Origin of the sequence: Acinetobacter sp. GG2 (assembly GCF_000292385.1) — a bacterium.
GTDB lineage: Bacteria > Pseudomonadota > Gammaproteobacteria > Pseudomonadales > Moraxellaceae > Acinetobacter > Acinetobacter seifertii.
This window is the reverse complement of record NZ_ALOW01000031.1, coordinates 22,279-41,272: the sequence shown is the minus strand read 5'-3', so window position 1 is coordinate 41,272 and position 18,994 is coordinate 22,279. Positions and strand designations below refer to the sequence as shown.

14 protein-coding genes are annotated in these 18,994 nt (G+C 36.8%); 1 reads left to right on the top strand and 13 read right to left on the bottom strand.

Going from position 1 to position 18,994, the window contains the following annotated elements:
* Window positions 1-236 precede the first annotated feature (236 nt).
* A complete protein-coding gene (locus B554_RS0107605; RefSeq protein WP_019457590.1) occupies window positions 237-1,088 on the top strand; it encodes a LysR family transcriptional regulator in 852 nt (283 codons plus the stop codon).
* A 4-nt stretch (window positions 1,089-1,092) separates the two neighbouring features.
* On the opposite strand, the gene B554_RS0107600 is transcribed toward B554_RS0107605, so the two are convergent.
* The 13 genes from B554_RS0107600 to tssF form a co-directional block, all read right to left on the bottom strand.
* Window positions 1,093-2,046 carry a M15 family metallopeptidase gene (locus B554_RS0107600; protein ID WP_019457589.1) on the bottom strand — a complete coding sequence of 318 codons (954 nt, stop codon included), beginning with the start codon at window positions 2,044-2,046 and terminating at the stop codon, window positions 1,093-1,095.
* A gap of 7 nt (window positions 2,047-2,053) precedes the next feature.
* Window positions 2,054-2,656 carry a hypothetical protein gene (locus B554_RS0107595; RefSeq protein ID WP_019457588.1) on the bottom strand — a complete coding sequence of 201 codons (603 nt, stop codon included), beginning with the start codon at window positions 2,654-2,656 and terminating at the stop codon, window positions 2,054-2,056.
* A 12-nt stretch (window positions 2,657-2,668) separates the two neighbouring features.
* Window positions 2,669-3,475, bottom strand: coding sequence for a type IVB secretion system protein IcmH/DotU (icmH, locus tag B554_RS0107590; protein WP_019457587.1), 807 nt, complete (start codon window positions 3,473-3,475; stop codon window positions 2,669-2,671).
* A 17-nt stretch (window positions 3,476-3,492) separates the two neighbouring features.
* Window positions 3,493-4,857 carry a type VI secretion system baseplate subunit TssK gene (tssK, locus tag B554_RS0107585; RefSeq protein WP_004702450.1) on the bottom strand — a complete coding sequence of 455 codons (1,365 nt, stop codon included), beginning with the start codon at window positions 4,855-4,857 and terminating at the stop codon, window positions 3,493-3,495.
* A 16-nt stretch (window positions 4,858-4,873) separates the two neighbouring features.
* The gene (gene tssA, locus B554_RS0107580) at window positions 4,874-5,971 is read right to left on the bottom strand and encodes a type VI secretion system protein TssA (protein ID WP_019457586.1); all 1,098 of its coding nucleotides are present in this window, start codon (window positions 5,969-5,971) and stop codon (window positions 4,874-4,876) included.
* A gap of 21 nt (window positions 5,972-5,992) precedes the next feature.
* Complete coding sequence (tssH, locus tag B554_RS0107575) at window positions 5,993-8,677, bottom strand: type VI secretion system ATPase TssH (protein WP_081400327.1); 2,685 nt, start codon at window positions 8,675-8,677, stop codon at window positions 5,993-5,995.
* Between the two features lie 217 nt (window positions 8,678-8,894).
* The gene (locus B554_RS0107570; RefSeq protein WP_002048345.1) at window positions 8,895-9,158 is read right to left on the bottom strand and encodes a PAAR domain-containing protein; all 264 of its coding nucleotides are present in this window, start codon (window positions 9,156-9,158) and stop codon (window positions 8,895-8,897) included.
* A 16-nt stretch (window positions 9,159-9,174) separates the two neighbouring features.
* Window positions 9,175-9,942, bottom strand: coding sequence for an OmpA family protein (locus B554_RS0107565; protein WP_019457584.1), 768 nt, complete (start codon window positions 9,940-9,942; stop codon window positions 9,175-9,177).
* Between the two features lie 2 nt (window positions 9,943-9,944).
* A complete protein-coding gene (gene tagF / locus B554_RS0107560) occupies window positions 9,945-10,904 on the bottom strand; it encodes a type VI secretion system-associated protein TagF (RefSeq protein WP_019457583.1) in 960 nt (319 codons plus the stop codon).
* A 37-nt stretch (window positions 10,905-10,941) separates the two neighbouring features.
* Window positions 10,942-14,781: a type VI secretion system membrane subunit TssM gene (tssM, locus tag B554_RS0107555; protein WP_019457582.1), complete on the bottom strand. Its 3,840-nt coding sequence runs from the start codon at window positions 14,779-14,781 to the stop codon at window positions 10,942-10,944.
* 30 nt (window positions 14,782-14,811) lie between these two features.
* Window positions 14,812-16,224, bottom strand: coding sequence for a hypothetical protein (locus tag B554_RS0107550; RefSeq protein WP_019457581.1), 1,413 nt, complete (start codon window positions 16,222-16,224; stop codon window positions 14,812-14,814).
* Window positions 16,221-17,219 carry a type VI secretion system baseplate subunit TssG gene (tssG, locus tag B554_RS0107545; RefSeq protein ID WP_019457580.1) on the bottom strand — a complete coding sequence of 333 codons (999 nt, stop codon included), beginning with the start codon at window positions 17,217-17,219 and terminating at the stop codon, window positions 16,221-16,223. The genes B554_RS0107550 and tssG overlap by 4 nt, the downstream gene beginning before the upstream one ends.
* A complete protein-coding gene (tssF, locus tag B554_RS0107540; RefSeq protein WP_019457579.1) occupies window positions 17,183-18,994 on the bottom strand; it encodes a type VI secretion system baseplate subunit TssF in 1,812 nt (603 codons plus the stop codon). The genes tssG and tssF overlap by 37 nt, the downstream gene beginning before the upstream one ends.

Below are 18,994 nucleotides of genomic sequence, written 5' to 3'. Positions count from 1 at the left end.
GAAGTAACTTTTCAATTTCACGGTATTCGCTTGAACAAGCATGCTGTAGCAACGAGCAGATTGATTCATATAAGAAACTTAAGTATGAAAAGATCTAAGTAAACTTTAAGAGTAGAACAATTTGGAACTAGAATAAGCGTGCTTAAAAGTATTTGGAAATTAAATTATTTAATCGATTGTATTAAGATTATAAATACTTAAGCGTTCCGCTCTTTGGCTAGTTGGTGATAATTCTTATGTTTGACCCTCGTCTTCTTCGTGCATTCGTGACTATTTTTGAAAGTGGCAGTTTTACCGCTGCTGCTGATAAGTTACACCTGACACAATCAACGATTAGTCAGCAGTTGGCACGTCTTGAAGAATCTGTTGGTCATTCTCTTATTGATCGCACATCACGACCTTTACAATTGACTGCCTCAGGTGAATATTTAATTGGTTATGCTCAAAGGATTTTGACACTTCAACAAGAAGCAGAAGCCGTTCTAAAAGATCCAGCAGGTAGTGTTCCTATTCGAATTGGCTTACCAGAAGATATGATGAGTACCGCTATGGCAGAAATTTTCGGCATGTTCGCAGAAGCCCATCGGTCTATTCGTTTAGATGTTACTTCTGGCCTAAGCCGTAACCTAACAGAGCGTTATCGAAATGGTGAGCTGGATATTATTATTGTAAAAGAACCAGCCGCTAGTGCTGATTGTTATGCATCTTTTCCAGAAGAAATGGCGTGGTTTGAAAGTGAAAATACCACCACACCGATGTCCGATCCAATTCGTTTAGTGACTTTCCCCCAAGGAGGACTTTATAGAGACGAAATGTTTGAAACCTTAGAGCGTGAACGAAGACGTTGGTATATTGCTTTTACAGGCAGTAGTTTAGAAAGTGTTTTGGTCAGTGTCGAAACAGGTTTGGGAATATCTTTACTCCCTGTAAGTACCACTATAGGTCGTCGTGTACGTAAATATAGGTCATTAGGCGATGCTTCACCTATGGTAGTTTCAATTTACACATGGGAAAAAGCTGGGTTGATTTCCCAGCTTGCTGATAAGATGACTACTTTATTACACGATCGTTTCGAATCGCTCTCTTAAGCTTTTAACTTATTTCATTTAAGCTTTCAGCAATTAATTTTTCCGCCATTTCTTGAGTTTTCCTCAAACCAGGCATTCTATACTCCGTATGACCATAGTCTTGTATAGATTTCCAGCGACCACCCCATGTCAGTCCAACTGACTCTGCAACTTGCCCATACAGTCGATACCCCTGCATAGCCCATGGATCACGTTCAGAAATAACAACTTTACCATTTCGTTTAAATGCTACATCCGCCGCTAAACCAAATTGATGGTAACTCTGATACCCTTTTGCCTTGGTTGTATTCGGGTTGCCTGCCAACATATTTTGGCGGCCTGGGCTGCGATAACCTTCAAGCAAGACTAACTCATAACCATATTGCTCTTTCATAATTTTAAAGACCATAAGCAAGCGCTGCTTATAGCGTGGGTTCATTTTGTCCCACTTACGATTGACCATGTTGGTATCTAAAATTGCACGACCATCGAAACTTGCTTTATCAATAGGTGAAGAATTAATTGCACCACTGTCTTGAGAGGCATATTGCTGTTCTAATTGCGTCGCTTCAACAATTGCCGCTTCAATCAGACCTTCATCGACTTCAGGCGGTGGTGATAAGATTTCTCCATTTAATAACGCATAAATTTGCGGGTCAGTTTTTTTCAAATATTCGGCTTCAATCCGAGTTGAGCTAATTGGGCGAGTAAAAGCAAAAACTAAAATACTGGCAAATAAGAAAAATCCTGCAATTACAATCCACCATTGCTGCAAATGCCAATGAGATTGTAATTTTTCAGGTGCAGCTGCCTGATTCATGGTTTGGGCAAATTGCCGTACTTGATTCAGTTGTCGGCGCCCTTGAGGTAATAAAGATAGAACAAATGTTCTACCCTTACTTCTGAGTTCGTAAGACATTAAAAATGCCAGCCCTATAGCAAGGCAGGCAAAACAAAAGAAAATTAGAAAAATCATCATGAATTTACTAATTCACCGCAAACGGGCTGCGAGTCACTTTGATATCAACCGATGCTTTTGGTGTTTCCGCCTCAGCTTCTGGCTCAGCTGGAGCTTGCTTAGCTTCAACAGGTTTAGCTTGAACTACCTTAGGTTGAGCGATAGGTTTTTGCTGAGCTGGGTGTATGGGTTGAGTTGGCTTAGCCACAACTTGTTGCTTAGGTGCTACCCGTTCACCTGTTAACTGGGCATCAAAAGGTGAAACACGTTGCTGAGTTGTTGGAGCCACATTTTTATGAGGAGCGGGTTTAAAAATACCACTCAGTTCATTTTCTTTAGGTTGTTCAAAACCATCATGGCTCATTGGATCAGTTTGTTCTTGCTGATCATTTGTAGCTTGCTCATGTGTAGAGGAGCTCGTCATTAATACTGGATCACGTTCTTGATCTTGAGTTGATTTATTCTCAACAATTGTAGGTTCTGACGAATACGGTTGAGACAAGAACAGGAACAGTGAGATGCTTACAAACACCCCTGCAATAATACCAATGATGATATAAATTACTGGTGATCTCGACTTTTTTTTATTCGATTGCAAAACTCGAATAGAAGTTGGTTTTTCCTGAGCCATTTCGTTCCATCATCAAGGTAAATAAATTGTAATATGTGCCTGCTCTTGTGGGGCAGAAATCACATTTTGATAGCTAGATAATGCTTTATCATTTTGATTATTGAGCATAAATCTTAGACCCGCGAAGGTAAGCAATGCAAAAATCAACAAGAAAATCAAAATCCAGAAAAAAGGTAATTCGCGATGAATAATATTTCGTATTTGATCGGGAATTGCCGAGAAGGGCGAAAAAGCAACTTTTTTACCTTTTAAATAATCAATTTCGTCGCCTACTCGTGCAACCAAATGATTTAAGCTTTCAATAGACTCAATTCGATATTTACCCTGAAAACCTAATAATAAGCAGTAATGAAATACTTCAAGAGCGGCTAAACGGTCTTTTCCACGGCTTCGCAATTGTTCTAATATTTCGAAGAACTGATAACCCGCCAATTGAGAACCAAATAAGCTCAATTGCAACGGACTAATCAACCAAGCATTTTGCAAATTAAAATAGCTTGGGTCTTGTTGGGTCACGATTGTTTCATCAATCAATGCACAAAATGCATATTTAGCATCATGAATATCATCTGCTGAAAACTGCAACTTTTTAGCTTGTTGTTCAAAACGATTAAGCAAATCTAAAATTTTTTCACGAAACCGTTGTGGGTCGGCTGGCACATACTGATTTCGAATCAAGAAGATTAAATAAAAACCATCATGCAATAAATCAATCAGATTAATTGCCTGCAGTTTTGCTTGGGACTGACTATTGTTGTTTCCTCCAGTCCCGATTTGCCCGTCATCAAATAAAGAAGGAGCACCTGTAGATTGTGACATTTTTCTCTCCTTTATCTTTAAGCGTTCATGACCGCAATCAGCTCAATACTGATATCTTGGAAGCCCGCTGGAACGTAAATACAAATCGTCTCTGAATCTAACATGCGCTGATAGAGTTCATGATGCGGTTCGATTTCGAAATAACTCACACCAGAACGTACCGGAATAGCCGTTGGAACTTGAATTAAGTGGTGTAATGGAATGGCCGGCAATGCTGCAACCACACGCTGCTCAACATCCAACGTACTACCGATTTTAAATCGTAGAGGTACAATCTGAATCAACTCGTGAGTCTGCATTGCACTACTTGATACGGCTATATAAAGTCTAGTGTCACGAGTAATCTTATCTGTCTCAAGACTTCCCACCCAATATGAAGGTCGAATTTCTTTAAGTGCAATACTGATATAACGACTAGAAATAATGGTGTCTAATAAATCACGCAAAATGGTGTCGAGCTGGGTGAAGCTTTCTTGCAAATTGTGATGTTTATATGCAGGTAACTGATCGACTTCATAAGCTGTCGAAAAAGTTAATAATGAGCCCGCTAAACGCAATAATTCAAAAAACAATCGTTCTGGATGAATTTGCGGATATTGTAAGAAATGGTTCAGACCAGCATGCGCAGTATTTAAAGCATTGACCAACCAAAACGAAACGATATCACCTGAACGGAATTCAATTAATTTCTGTTCATTTTCACGGTTGTTGGTTTGAATGGTTTTAATTTTTGCCTTAATAACATTCAATGTTCTTTTTAAATTCGAAACTAATGTCTCAGATGCATCGACATGCAAAATAGGTGGAATAAATTTGCGATCAATTTCAAAAGCACCTGAACTCTGACGTTTAATTTTACCTATTGGCAAATAGAGGAAACCATCCAGATTATGATCAGGATTGCTGTTTGCATCTAATAATTTAAACACAGCTCGACGACGTAACAAGCTGATATCTGCTTCTGTCGCATTTGTGAAAAGATCGTGAGTCTCTACAAGATGCGATTGATAACGTCCCTTCTGTGACTGGTTTTGATCGATTAAATTTTGTTTATTGGCTTGTAGTAGTGGTAATGCCAAATAAATGACCATCTCACCACGTAAATTAAGCTCATCAAGCAAAATTGGTTCAGGTAATAAATCATAAGCCGGTGCTTGGTATATTTCACCGTCTTGCCAAATCATTTCTACCGACTCAAGCGCAAGAATATGTGTACTAAGCTGTGCTTCATCAAAACTAAGTTTTTGAACACCATATGAAAATGGCACAACAGCGCGAACGGTGTGATTTAAGCGTTGTTCATGATAAGTATCTTGAATTTGGAAATGTTGAGGTCTTAAAAATAAACCTTCGCCCCACAGGACTTTTTCAGCTTTAAACATATGTCTTTACCAATCTTTATTCGTATTCATTTTTAGGCTGTACACCTAACATTTCCTGAACCATTTGTAATGGATTTTCATCTTTAATGACTTGTGCCAACCATTCATGTAATGGCATTTGACTCCATTTAATGGTCTTTTGAAGCATATAACTCACAGGACTATGTGGTTCATTGGCCTGAAAATAATCGGCTATTTCTTGTAGCACTTTCATTGCTTGCTCACGGTTGGCCAAGTGAGTTTGTGCTTGAGGCTGAAACATAGGCTGTTCTGATACGATTTGTTGTACAGGCACTTGATTTTCCATAGATGGAGTCGTGATAACAGCAGCCTGTTCTTGGGTTTGGGCAAGCCCAGTACCAAAAGCCTCTGCTTTATAAATCTTGCGTAAAGTGCTGTGAATTGTTTCAAATGCAGAATCAATTGCAGCAAAACTTGGTGAATCTAATCCCATTAAATGATCAAGCGTCTGCTTTAAGACATTCCATTCAGTTAAAACTGAAGTAAATTCTTGATAATTTGAATATTGAAAGGTTTTAGATGTATTAAAGATCGCTTGATCAAATTGTTCCAATTCAGATGGGCCTGATTGGCTGTCATACTCTTCAGTTTGCTTACGACGAATATTCTCGTGATATAGGAAATTATCGTAATCAAGCAAATTGTAATAAGGCACTGCGCTAGTTAAAGAGACTTTCTTCAACAAACCAGGTAACTGATTAATTAAACCTTGTAATAAACCAATGCGTTGGTCCAAATCATCATCTTCAATAATCGGATGAATATCCTGCCAGTATTGGTTCAGCATGGTATGGGTTAACGTTAAACCCTTTACCATACCTTCAAAACCATTTAGATGAGTCCAGGCTTCTATTAACCATGTTAATAGACGGATATCTTTGGTTTTTTCTGTGAGCAAAGTGCTTACACTCTTTGCAACAAAATCCCAATCTGCCTGTTTCCGCTCAGCAACCCAATCCCCCTGATCTAATAATAGATCATCCTCTGTTCTCGCTTTCTTTATTTCGTGAAATTCATTAGAAAATGAATAATCCTCTCCACAAAGTAAGCTGTCATTAATGGGTTTAAGTAGTTCAGAAATATCAATACTCATCTAATTTTGGCTCTATTAATTTTAAACTTCTGATTTCAACTTTTTACTAGTCCGTTTTTTAGCAGGCTTTGCTACTGGATCTAGTAAATATTGGATTTCATCATCTTTCGCATCAATCATGATCACTTTCGGCAATTTTTGATCTGCTAACGCCACTAAAATCTCAGTTGCCAAAGCAGGTAAAACTGTCGAATTTAAGATGTTATCGACATTACGGGCGCCACTATCCACTTCAGTACAACGGCTGAGTAGCAACTCGACCAAATCATCTGAATATTGGACTTCTGTTCCATATTGTTTTTCAATTCGAGCGGTAATTTTGCCCAATTTATGTTTAATAATTCGAACCAATAAATCGTCATGCAACGGGAAATATGGCACAACTCTCATACGCCCTAAAAAGGCTGGTTTAAATTGTTTATATAAACTTGGTTTTAAATGTTCGATTAATTCTTCTGCTGTAGGCCACTCTTCAACAGGCTGATTTAAACACGCCTGCATAATTGCACTAGAACCTGCATTTGAAGTTAATAAAATTGTCGTGTTTTTAAAATCAATAACGCGACCTTCACCATCTTCTAAAGTACCTTTATCAAATACTTGGTAGAACAGCTCTTGTACATCACTATGTGCTTTTTCAATTTCGTCGAGTAGTACAACACTATAAGGATTACGACGTACTGCTTCGGTTAACACACCACCTTGACCATAGCCCACATATCCTGGAGGTGCACCTTTAAGTGAAGATACCGTATGCGCTTCTTGATATTCAGACATATTAATCGTGATTAAATGCTGCTCACCGCCATACAGCTCATTTGCTAAGGTGATTGCAGTTTCAGTTTTACCTACCCCGCTAGGTCCAACTAAAAGGAATACACCTTGAGGTTTATTCGGATCTTCTAATTTAGCTTTTGATGTTTTAATGCCCTGAACCAATTGTGTAAGTGCATAATCTTGGCCCATTACACGCTCGCCCAATTTATCTTCAAGCGTTAAGATTTGCTTAATTTCATCATTTACCATTTTCCCAACAGGAATACCGGTCCAATCAGAAATAATTTCATTAATAATTTGAGAATTTACACGCTCAAAAACTAATGGCTGTTGACCTTGAAGATCAGCAAGGTCTTTGCGCATTAAATTAATCTGATCATAGGCTTCAGACTCATTAGAATGACTCTGCGCTTCTAATTCCTGAATTTTACGAACTAGCTCTAATTCTTTTTGCCATTGTTCCTGAGTCTCTTGAATCTCATTTTGTAAAGACTCTAAATGATTTTTTAGGTTCTCTAATCGTTCATGATGTATTGGAATCTGACGATGTTCATTTTCCAAAATCTGTTGCTCAAGCTTTAAGTTATGTTCTTGTGCCTTCAATTGATCAAGTTTGACTGGCTGTGCATTTTGGGTCAACGCTACACGTGCTGCCGCAGTATCAAGAACACTCACTGCTTTATCCGGGAGTTGACGACCACTGATATAGCGATGAGAAGCATGTACAGCTGTGATAATTGCTTCATCATCAATTTGTAAATTAAAGTGCTTCTGCATTACTGGAATCATTGCACGTAGCATATCAACAGCAACTTCTTCGGTTGGCTCTTCAACCTTTACGACCTGAAAACGACGGCTTAAGGCAGCATCTTTTTCAAAATACTGTTTATATTCAGCCCATGTTGTTGCAGCAATCGTTCGTAACTCACCACGTGCAAGTGCAGGTTTTAAAAGGTTAGCAGCATCGTTTTGTCCTGCTTGGCCACCTGCACCAATAAGCGTATGTGCTTCATCAATAAATAAAATAATAGGATGAGCCGAAGCCTGAACTTCTTGAATCACTTGTTTTAAACGGTTTTCGAACTCACCTTTAACACTTGCACCTGCTTGTAAAAGGCCCATATCTAAAACATGCAAATGTACATTTTTTAAAGCTTCAGGCACTAAACCTTGAGCAATTTTTAACGCTAGCCCTTCAACTACAGCTGTTTTACCTACACCTGGTTCACCAGTTAAGATCGGGTTGTTTTGACGTCTACGCATTAAAATATCGAGCATTAAACGAATTTCAAATTCGCGTCCAATAACAGGATCAATTCCACCATTCTTCGCTTTTTCAGTTAAATTAATCGTATATTGATCTAAAGCTGGTGTTTTTTGAGTTTTTACAGTTGGAGTAGCGACTTGTTCTAGCTCATCTTCTTCTTGTAAAGAGGTTTTAGTTTCTTCTTGTTGTTCTACGCTCTTTTCACAAATCTCAAGAAACTTATGTTTCATTGAATCTATAGGTAAAAGATCAAATAAACTCGAAGCTCTTGTTGCGATTTGATATAAATCTGGTGCAGTTAATAATGCAACCAATAAGTGACCACTACGAATAACAGGATTTTGTTCTGCTGAAGCCAGTAACCAAGCTTGCTCAAATAAACGCACAATTGATTTGGCAAAAATTGGAGTACGTGTATTCCCTTTTGGTAATTGAGAGATTGTCTCTTTTAAATCATCTGCCAAAGCGTCAGCTGAGATTTTATATTTTTTTAATAAAATTTTTAAATCATTTTCTAAAGGCTGATTAAGTAGCTCTAAAAACAAATGTTCAATTTCAATTTCGTAGTTTTGCTGAAGAACACAAGCATTAGCTGATTTTTCTAAAGCAGTGCGCGCAACTGTAGAAAGTTTTGTAATTAAAATTTTTAAACTACTCATCATTACTCTCAATATTTTTAAATAATTTAATACTTAAAATCATAATGCCCGTATATTACCAAAATTTAGCTTTATCCGACAAATAACCTAGCATCATAATCATTAATATGATTTGTTCGATTTCTTATCTCTATATAAAAAATCTAATATCATTAAGAACATTTAATTAGTACATATATCTTTTCAAGTTAATAGTTTAAGTGAAAAGATATATCCTCTGCTATCCTTGATTAACCAAACTTTGTTTCGGTAATAATTTACAACCACAAGATAATGAATCATTTACTCTTGCTGCTGATTTTCCCATGACCTGCATATTTGGATCTCCAGAAACAATCGTAGAAACCGTTTTATGCGCCGGACAAGTTGCTTTATCACCTACACATGCAATTGCAATTCCATCTATTAAAAATGCACTATTACCAGAAATGACTTGCCCTCCACCTGTTGTTGGGCAACCAATCGTAATATAAGGGCTAGCCATATTCTTCTCCTTATGTTTATAAAACGGTGAACTCAATTCGACGGTTTTTCTTTCTTCCTTCTGGAGAGTTATTATCCGCCACAGGTTTAGTCGAACCTAAACCTTCTGCAGATAAATGATCAGCAGGTATGTTTTTACTCACCAAATAATTTTTAACTGCTAATGCACGGTCTTGACTGAGTTTTAAGTTTTTAGTCGCATCTCCAGAACTATCGGTATGTCCTACAATTTTGACTTTTTTACCACCAACTTTATTTAAAGCAACTGCCATTTCATCAAGAATTTTTTGGCCAGCATCTGTGAGCACAGCACTACCAGATTCAAATTCAATAATTCGATTTTTTAAAGCATCATCAATGACTTTCTGCTCTGCCTGATTTACAGAAAGCTGTGAAAATAATTGATATGGTGGCTGTACTAAACCTTGAAATATCTGAATAGTTGGCTGTATTTCTGTAGGATTTAGCATCTTGCCAGTCAGTTCAAATCGTGTGCCGTTAACACTTAACTTGCCTTGAGAAACTTTTTTAAGATCTGGTGTAATCACTCGCGTTACAGAGTCACTCCAGCCATTTGGAGCTGCTACTGGTCGAACTTGTATTTTATCTACCACTTGGTCTGCACCATAAACAGACTGCATTTTCATTAAAATGGCCTGTTTACTCGCTTCATTTGGCACGACACCTTCAACAACAATTGGCTGCGCTAAAGCATAATTTGCAATCGCATAAATAAAACAACCTTTTATTAATTGTGAAAGTTTAATTTGATATTTTTGATTCATTGTTATTCACCCAAAAAAGTCTGTCTAAATAGTTTTAAACCTTGATTTAAACTTAATTGGCGTTGGCATAAAGATTGTTCTAGCGTAGCTAAACCAGCATTTTGTTCCAAATAAGTATCAATCCATTGAGCTTCTATTAAAGAAACCCAATGTTTACTATCCATATTCTGAGTAAAAATATCGCTAAGAGCTAAAATATCCGCACCCTGAAAACCAAAGAATAATACTGGCTGCTCTCGATGTAACAATCCAATCAAGACTTCAGTATTATGTTGTTTTAAAAAACGACAAATGATACTGACCCAGAATGCTGCTATTTCATAACAATAAGCAGGATTGTTAATCGGCAAAATCAGCACTTTATTTAAGCGACTGGTTCCATTTTGTAAAATTGGCTGCAGTAATAATCCTAGCCCAATCATACTTTGAGCTAATTCATAAATACTCAGCTTCATTAACTGAGCAAATGAGTGCATTGTATGGTTTTCATAAAAACCGATACATTCACGTTCAGATAAGACTTGAATTTGATTTGGTAAATGATTGAGCTTACCAAATAATAAGTCAGAATCTTTAATACCTCTTAAAGCACGATTATTTTGAAATAAATCGACTAAAACATGCTTATAACTATAAGGTGCATATAATAAATTTTCGTATGGTAAATCAATCTCAAGTAAATGACTGAGTACCATTGGAAAAGCTCGACCTGAACTGTCTTCGCTCGCCAGTAAATTTGCAGCTAAAAACATATTCTCTTGTGGATTTGCAATAAAGAAGTCCAATGGAGGCAACGTACCATATGCCTCTTTGAACCTAGTCGACTGCATTGCATATTCCAGTGCTTCTGTAATCCACTGATCAAGCACCTGTATTAAGGCATATTGACCTTTTGTTTTTAAGAAATCACCGCGTGCCGGACTTTTCCCGTAATACAGAGGAGTTGTTTTTAATGTATGCATTAGACCTCCTCCTTTAATGTTGAGGTTATTTTCCCTGTCATGGCTTAACTCCCGCAGCTGGTTGAGTTGCAGCAGGTTGTGTAAATGCAGTAACTGGATTTGCAGGTTTCGCAGGAGCAGCAGCCTGAGCTGGTGCTTGCTGCGCCGATACAACACGGGCAGCTTTATCAGCAGTAACTTTGTCAACCAATTGCATACCAGAGTAACCGCGACTTGAACCAATACTGCCTGAGTTACTACTAATAAGACGGAAGTTCATTTTTACAAATAATGATGGATCCGTCTTACTGCGCCAAAGCATTTCGAAACCACCGTTCTGCTCTTTACGCTGTGCACTATCAATTAAGCGGTTAATACCATATTCACCAGGTTCATCAAAAATCGTATGGGTTTGACCTTGTAAATCTACAGCTGTAATACGCGCACCAGGAATGCTGCCTTGATTTGGCCAAATAAAGTTAACCCATTGCTGTACACCATTTTCATAAGTCATACGCTGACCATCAATATCAACGGTATACGAAAGTAATTGCGGGTTTTGAATTGGGTAGAACTGGAAGTTAGACTGATTGGTTGCCGGAGCCGCTGGTGCTTGACTATTTAATTCACCAGTTGCCATACCATTTGTAGGTGCAACATAGCGTTGGAAATTCATCACAAATTGCGGATTTAAACTAATACCCAAATCTTTCCATGTTTTTGAAGTTAAGGTATAGCCACGACGAATAACAAATGGGTCTAAGCTCTCTTTAACAAAACGGGAAATGCTACCGTTCTCACCAAGAATTTGACCAATTTCATTACTTGTTGCTTGTAAAGAAGCGGATGAGTTAAATGGATATTTCTTAGCAAGATTTGTAGTAAATGGCTGATACGCTTGCATAACCCAAAGTTTATTAATTTCATCTTGAGTAGGCGTAATTAAACTTTCAAAGGCTTGTGTAAGAGGACTTACCACTAATTTTTGTAAAAGTTGTTGATCAATTTCACTGAAACCAACCGCCATTTTTTCATCTACAATTTTTTGAGTCTGATTAAATACCGAGGTCTGCTCATTTAGGGTTTGCTTAACCAATGTCATTGCACTTGGTCCAACCTCACCAGCATTTTTAAGTTCATTAAACTTACTACGTACTAAAGCAAGATTCGTCATATATTCATCAAGTAAAGATTTACCTTGTTGATCATCACGCTTACGAACCAACTGATAGAACATTTGATATTCTTGAGAAATAGCACCTTGAGCATTAGCAACTGCTTGGTTAGCTAATTGTTTATCATCACGGTTTAAGACCTTACGTTTAAACCATGCAACAAATCCTTTTTGAGGTGCAGCTAACTCTGCCTGAACAACTGGATTATCCCAATTTGTTTCAATTGCTACACGTTCAATAAGCGTACGAATTGGCGAATTTTGTGGCTCACCTAATACATCAATGTTTTTGACTTGCTGAGCAAATTGATTTGCTTTTGCATAGTGAATACCACTTAAGAATTTTCTCCATTCCGCGATATATTCTTGCTTATAAAGTGCTGTGAGCTGCTTTCTAATTTGCTCTGGGCTACCCGAGAAAGTTAAGTCATCAGATTGACGACTATTAAGCACCCAGTCCTTACTATCTGTAGGCTTGTCTGCTGCTTCCTCAATGGCTTTTTCTACATAGTCATTCCAAGCTTTTTGAGTAAATACACCTGGTAATGCATAGCTGCCCAATACAACATTTTTATTTGCCTCACCAACAATTTGACTTACAGTCAAAGCTGGGAAGCGAACAGCAGCACGCATTTTAATTTCGTTGTAAACGCGGTCACGTGCTGGCATACCTCTAATGACAGAGAGTAATACTTGACGTGTCTGATCAACTAATTGAGAGTCAGCATCCAAAATCGGGAATTGTTTGTCATTTGCTAATGTCATTGCATACGACAAGATCTGTTCAGCTTCCTGAATCATATCTGCACGTGGCATTTGCCCTTTATTAGCATCAAGCCAAGAACGCCAGAAACGCGTTACCTGATCGCTTAAATGACTTGCATCCATATACTGTGGATTACTCATCATTAAATATGCTTTTAATGCATTATAAGCATCTTGAGGATTGGTATCTGACGGCTCTAAATATTGCTGAGTTTGAGCAGTTTGCTTAATCTCAACATTGGTATGATTAGCTTTTAAAGTCGCTTCGTTATTTTTTACACGTTGCAAATACTGAGCAATATTTTGCTGAGTAGGTGTTAAAACAATTTGTTTAACGCCTTTTAAATATTCAGCTTTTAATTTTTCACGTAACTCATTGCCTTGATATAAACCAAAGCTAAATTTTAGAGGTCTATTTTCATCAAACTCATCTAATTGTTGTAGACGTCTTTGTAAAATCAGTAGGGCTTCCAATTGAGTCGACAACTGCTGACTTGAACCCTTCTCTAACTGAACAACTTTATTTAAATCAGCTTGAACCTCAGAAATAAGCTGTTGGTTATTGCGATACGACCAAACCCATACACCCAGAATAATTGAAACACCCGCTAAAGCACCGATAAATGCAATGTAACGTTGACGTTTTCTGCTTGTATTAACATGCTGTTTAACTAAATCTTTATCTTTTAAAATGACTTCTGAAAATAGGCCTTTTAAGAAATAACCATGGTTAGGTGTTGTTTTTAATTGATCTCTTACTTCATTTTGAGCAATTTGAGAGAGCTGAAATTCTTGTGCAATTTGCTCAGTCATTGGACTTTCGATCACACCTTCTTGCAAGGCACTTGTGAAATAGAAACCACGGAAAACTGGCTGGAACTGGTAAGGATTGTCTTCAAAAAGTGTTGCAATAAAGCTTTTTAACGCAGGCTTTAATGTTTTAAATTCTAATGGGAAAGTCATCACACTCGGTGAGATATTTTGAGAGTGTCGACGGCTAAGGTGAGTCGAACTTACCCCTTTTAAGCCGTCATACAGAATAGTGTAATGTTTCTCAAAAAGATCTACCGCATTATGAGAAGAGTTTTGTTCATATGGTAATGTTGCACCCCATGCCTGATTATATTCTTGTACTTCATAGAATTCGAAAAATTCGGTAAAACCCGCAATCAAATCCATTTTTGAAAAGACTAAATAAACAGGCACTACAACTTCTAAACGCTCAGTTAAATCTTGAATACGAGCACGTAAATTTTTAGCGAGCTTCAATGAGTGTTCAGGGCTTTGGCTCACCAGTTCAGCAATACTTACAATAAGAATTAAGCCATTTACTGGAGCTTTAGAACGGTTTTTCTTTAATATATTTAAAAAACCTAACCACTCTGAATGATCTTCGCTATATACCGAATAACGACCAGCCGTATCTAATAAAATACCCTCTGTAGAAAAGAACCAGTCACAATTACGGGTACCGCTTAAACCAGCCGAAACCATTTTTTGATGGGTTTCTTCAAAAGGGAACTTTAAACCAGAATTATAGATCGCAGAACTTTTACCAGCGGCTGGGTTACCAATAACCATATACCACGGCAATTCATATAGTGCTGCATTGCCCTTCTTATCGCCTAACTTTGACTTACGAATCAATTGAATAGATTCTTTCATTTGTTGGCTGATAAGTTGCAGTTCTTCTTTATCTTTATTTTTGCCGTACTCTGCTTGAGTATCTTTTTCAATTGCTTCAGCAAGCTCTTCACCTTGAACCACATGCTTCTTGCGCTGAATTAGCCAATAAATTCCATAAACAATGAGTCCTAAAGCATATGCAGATGCTAAAGCCCAAAATATATGGCGAGGAATTGAAGTATAGGAAGACATCAATGCCACGAACAATGACAAGGCGATAATTGCTTTAGGATTCGTGATGTACTGCCACAAGTAGCCTAAAATTGTATACATTCTATTCTCGTTCTAAGTTCAAAGTTTAAATTAGCTATTCAACACCATCGCATCATCTTCTGAATTTTCAGTGACACTCTGCACAAAGGTATGTGCTGACACCGTATTTTCTCCAAAGACAAAAGGAACGATATGTTCAGGAAAATGCATACTGAGCATAAAGCCATAAATATCAACTAAATGCTGGGTATGCCCCAATGAAGATTTCACATAAATAAAGTGATGTGGTTCAACAGAAGTTTGCGTAAATTGCTGCTGCAAATGCTTCGCTGCTTTTATATCTGTCTGGTCTGAAAGAATAAGTACATATGGCTCTTCCCCAGCGTACTGCGGCAATTCATTTAAGTTCAGCGTATTAAGAACTTTTTCTGTCTTTTCTTGCCCCATCACAATTTTTAAATTTTTAGCAGGTTCAAGTTCTTCAATTTTTAAAGAAGGATCTGCAATAAGGCAGCTTGCCGCGAACTCCGCCGGAATATAGTCCTTAACCATCCAAGACTTTTCATCAATCAGGTCTTGATCTATTTCTGAATCAACAGCAAGCACGAGAAAAACTTCATGCTCTTTCTTTTGAATACGTTTTAATAAATGAATAAATTCTTGATAAGCTACACGCTCTCCCAAAAAGTGATATTCGATATGAATTTTTTGGGAAATAATGCCAATTTCAGTAAAAAATTCTAAAATCAAATCATTACTTTGCTCATCATTCCATATATGCAATAAATCCTCTGGAAGAAGAATGTGTAAATTCAGTCGATTTAAACGATGTACTTCAACTACAGGTGTTTCTGTATCTTCATATTCAGAATTTGGATCAACCCATGCAGGATGCATGTGATATTCACGGATCTGATGAGATTCATAAAATAAAATTGAACGTTTTAAATGTTCAGCCAAGTGATACAAATTCTCTATGTTTTGTTCTAATTGCTGTCTTATTAAAGACATGATCCGAACTTGTCTTGGTGAAGCTGCGTATTGAAAATCCTCTTCACTCGACTCAGCTAAATCTTTAATTCGATAAGATAAAAGAGGCAATCCATAAGAATTTAACAACTGATCATCAAGTTCTGGGCTTTTGAAATCTTGTATTTCTTCAATAATCGTTTCATTCTCACCTAACGCATGTATAGCGAAAGCAGAGTAAATATGAAAATCTAGCTGTTCTAAAGGCTGATCAGGTGTAGTCGTTTGTTTTTGGCTATTATCATCTTGACTTTGATTTTCAGCATTCTCTTTCTTTTCTTTATAACTTTTATAAGCGCTATAAATCAGCCAAGGCGATAAAATCGCCAGTGTAATGATTGCCGGTAACAAAAGGAAATAAAGGAAAAAATCACCTTTATCAGGGTTATATTGAACATCACGCCAGTAGAAAATAATCAATCCACTAACAATTGTAAAAATAGCGATGAATGAGAGTAATATTTTTTTAATCATATTTGCTCTCCAATAAGGCTATAACATGTTTCATGGCTATGTGTACTAGGCTTGCGAGACATTAAAAAAGCACCTTGCCCTAAGCCACTTTCTTGGCTTTGAGTTAGGCGAATGGGTTGTATTTCCGACTCATCCAGTATCAATCTTAAATCGATTGATAGAGTCGGACTGCACCATGTTTCTACAATTTTTTTGAGCTTTAAACTAAGCTCTTGATGAGGTAAAAACTTTAAATATTGCTGACGCTTAAGCGGACCAATCTGAATCTCAATTTTTCCATCAATTTGTTGAATCGTTTCCCCACAAAACGTATTTATACCAAGTAAGGTAGGCTGGCTTCCGCCCAAAGTTGTTAACTGATCACTTGCCAACTTAAATGATTCTTGTATGAACTCTTTAATTGTAATGTCATGCTTAAATATACAACTCAACATTGTTTTCAAAGCATGAACGGTATTATTCTGCCCCTGCATTAAGCCTGAAAATTCGGCAAAATATTCATCTAAATCTTGTTGTTGATGTTGTGATCGAACATAACCATTTAAAGCATGCAGAATATCCAGATAATCATTTTTATTTTCTATTTCATATCGCACAGGCAAGTGATAAGTAATACTTGACTCGACATACTGACTCGTTAACTTGTGATTAAATAAACTCAGAAACTCTTTAGTTTCAGCTCGTTGCTGCCGTGGAGCCTGCTTAATTTTATTTGTATAGGTATAAGGTAACGCACCTTGTATACCGGTAAGACCAACGATCAAGTTTGTTAAATGAACACGCTCATCTACTAATTCTAAACTTTCAATTTCAGTAGCCGGAAAGTTTAAGTTAAATGAGGTCTCAAACTTAAAATGATCAGTCCACGACGAAAAAGCATCATTAGCTGGGCTATGACGCAATAAGCGTGTTGCTTGAATAAATTCAAAAGATTTAGGGCGTTGAAATAACTCAGCCGTTATAGAAGAGTCTTGCCACCAACGTTCTGACTGCATTGGTATAACTCCTGCTGAGATGAATAATCCTTAACCACCAAATCAACAAAACTATTAATTTGAACCTTTAAATTAAAAACACGACTTAATAGTTGACTAAAAATATATAAGCTATGCCCTCTAAACACTGATGAATCAATTTGTAATTCAGCTTTTACCCCTCTCACAAACATTGGAAATGGTTTGCCATCTACAAGTTTATGAGTAAGTGAAAATTCTAATTTTTTAATTGATTCAATAATTAAATAATTTTCTTTTGACTGCGGTAAGTTATATAAAGCCAGCAGCTCTTTAACATGAGAAACAGCATCCCCTTTCATAAGCGCTAAGCTATTTAATGAAAGATGCGAAATCACACGCCATTGCTCACTTTGGCCTTGTTCAAACTTATAAGGCTTTGTTGGTCGCTTTAAAACAATGGCACGTCTAGCCAAGCTACTGTCATTTAAATTTAATACGTTATTAGACTGACCCAGCGCTTCATGAGGCAAGTCACGGTTTGAACATAATAATTTGGTGCTAATAAAATCTGAACGTGTTGAAAATGGATTTAGATTTTTAGAAATAATGGAATAGCCCATTTCAACGAAATTAGACTGTAACTTTTGATAATTCACTGAGTAAAAAAAGCGAGCTGTATCATTGTGATAATGACTCATCGCAAAAAACGGTAAAACAGGAACATAGCTTTCTTCCTGATTTGTTTTTTCACGCACCATATTCATCTCAAGTATTGAATATACTTGATAAAATTCAGGATGGTGAGCGTCTGTAACCAGTGGATATTCGAGTTGCTTATGAACTATTTTTTGAGGTTCCGCATATTTTTCAAACAAGTTAATTACTGGGGTAGTAAACAATTTAAAGTTTGCAATATTTAATTCAGAATAGTTTCTAACAACTGCTTGATCGTTTAAATTTAATTTGAAATGAATGAGAAGCTCAAATTCAGATACTTGCTGAGGTACAATCTTTAAAAAATCTAAATCGAGTTTAAGATAGCTAAACTTTTCTGGGAAACAAAAATATTCCATCAACAAACGATAAGCATGATGCGTATGTTGATCGAGGGGTAATAAACTTTCTTGTTCAGAAAAACCTATTAACTCGAATGGATTCTTACCCAACTCTACAATCGTTTGACCATGTTTAACCGCAAAACTGGTCCCTTTTTTGAAAATACTATCAAGTACTTGTAAAGGAAAATTAGAGATAGCATCTAAATAAATAGGAAGCTTCTCATGAATTAAGCATGCATGAGCACTATTAAAAATTTCAAATTTAAGACTCAACGTCGCATTTTGGTTTAAGTGCATATGTGCACTAGGTGTAGTTTTAAAATCTAAACCACTTAAATGAATAGGTAGTAATTTAACATCTTGAGTTGTATTAAACTCACACTGTACCCCTTTGAAACTACGAGATTTTAAAACCGTATGATCAGGTACAAGATGAGGTTCTGTAAGCTGTTTAATTTTATTAATATCTTCAAAGCTAACAACTGAACAAGCAGGAAAATGACGCAAGTATTGAGGAAACATCACCTCAAATAAAGAACGAGTAAAAACATCATAACTGTCTGTAAGTTTTTTATCGATTCGAGCGGCAATCAGCGAAAAAGCCTGAATCAGACGTTCAATATGCGGGTCATCAATTTGCTCTTGATTTAAAGATAAGCGCTGAGCAATTTTTGGATATTTTTGGGCAAATTCTCGAGATTGCTGACCAAATTCTTGTAATTGTTTTTCATAAAACGGTAAAAGCTCTTCTATCAC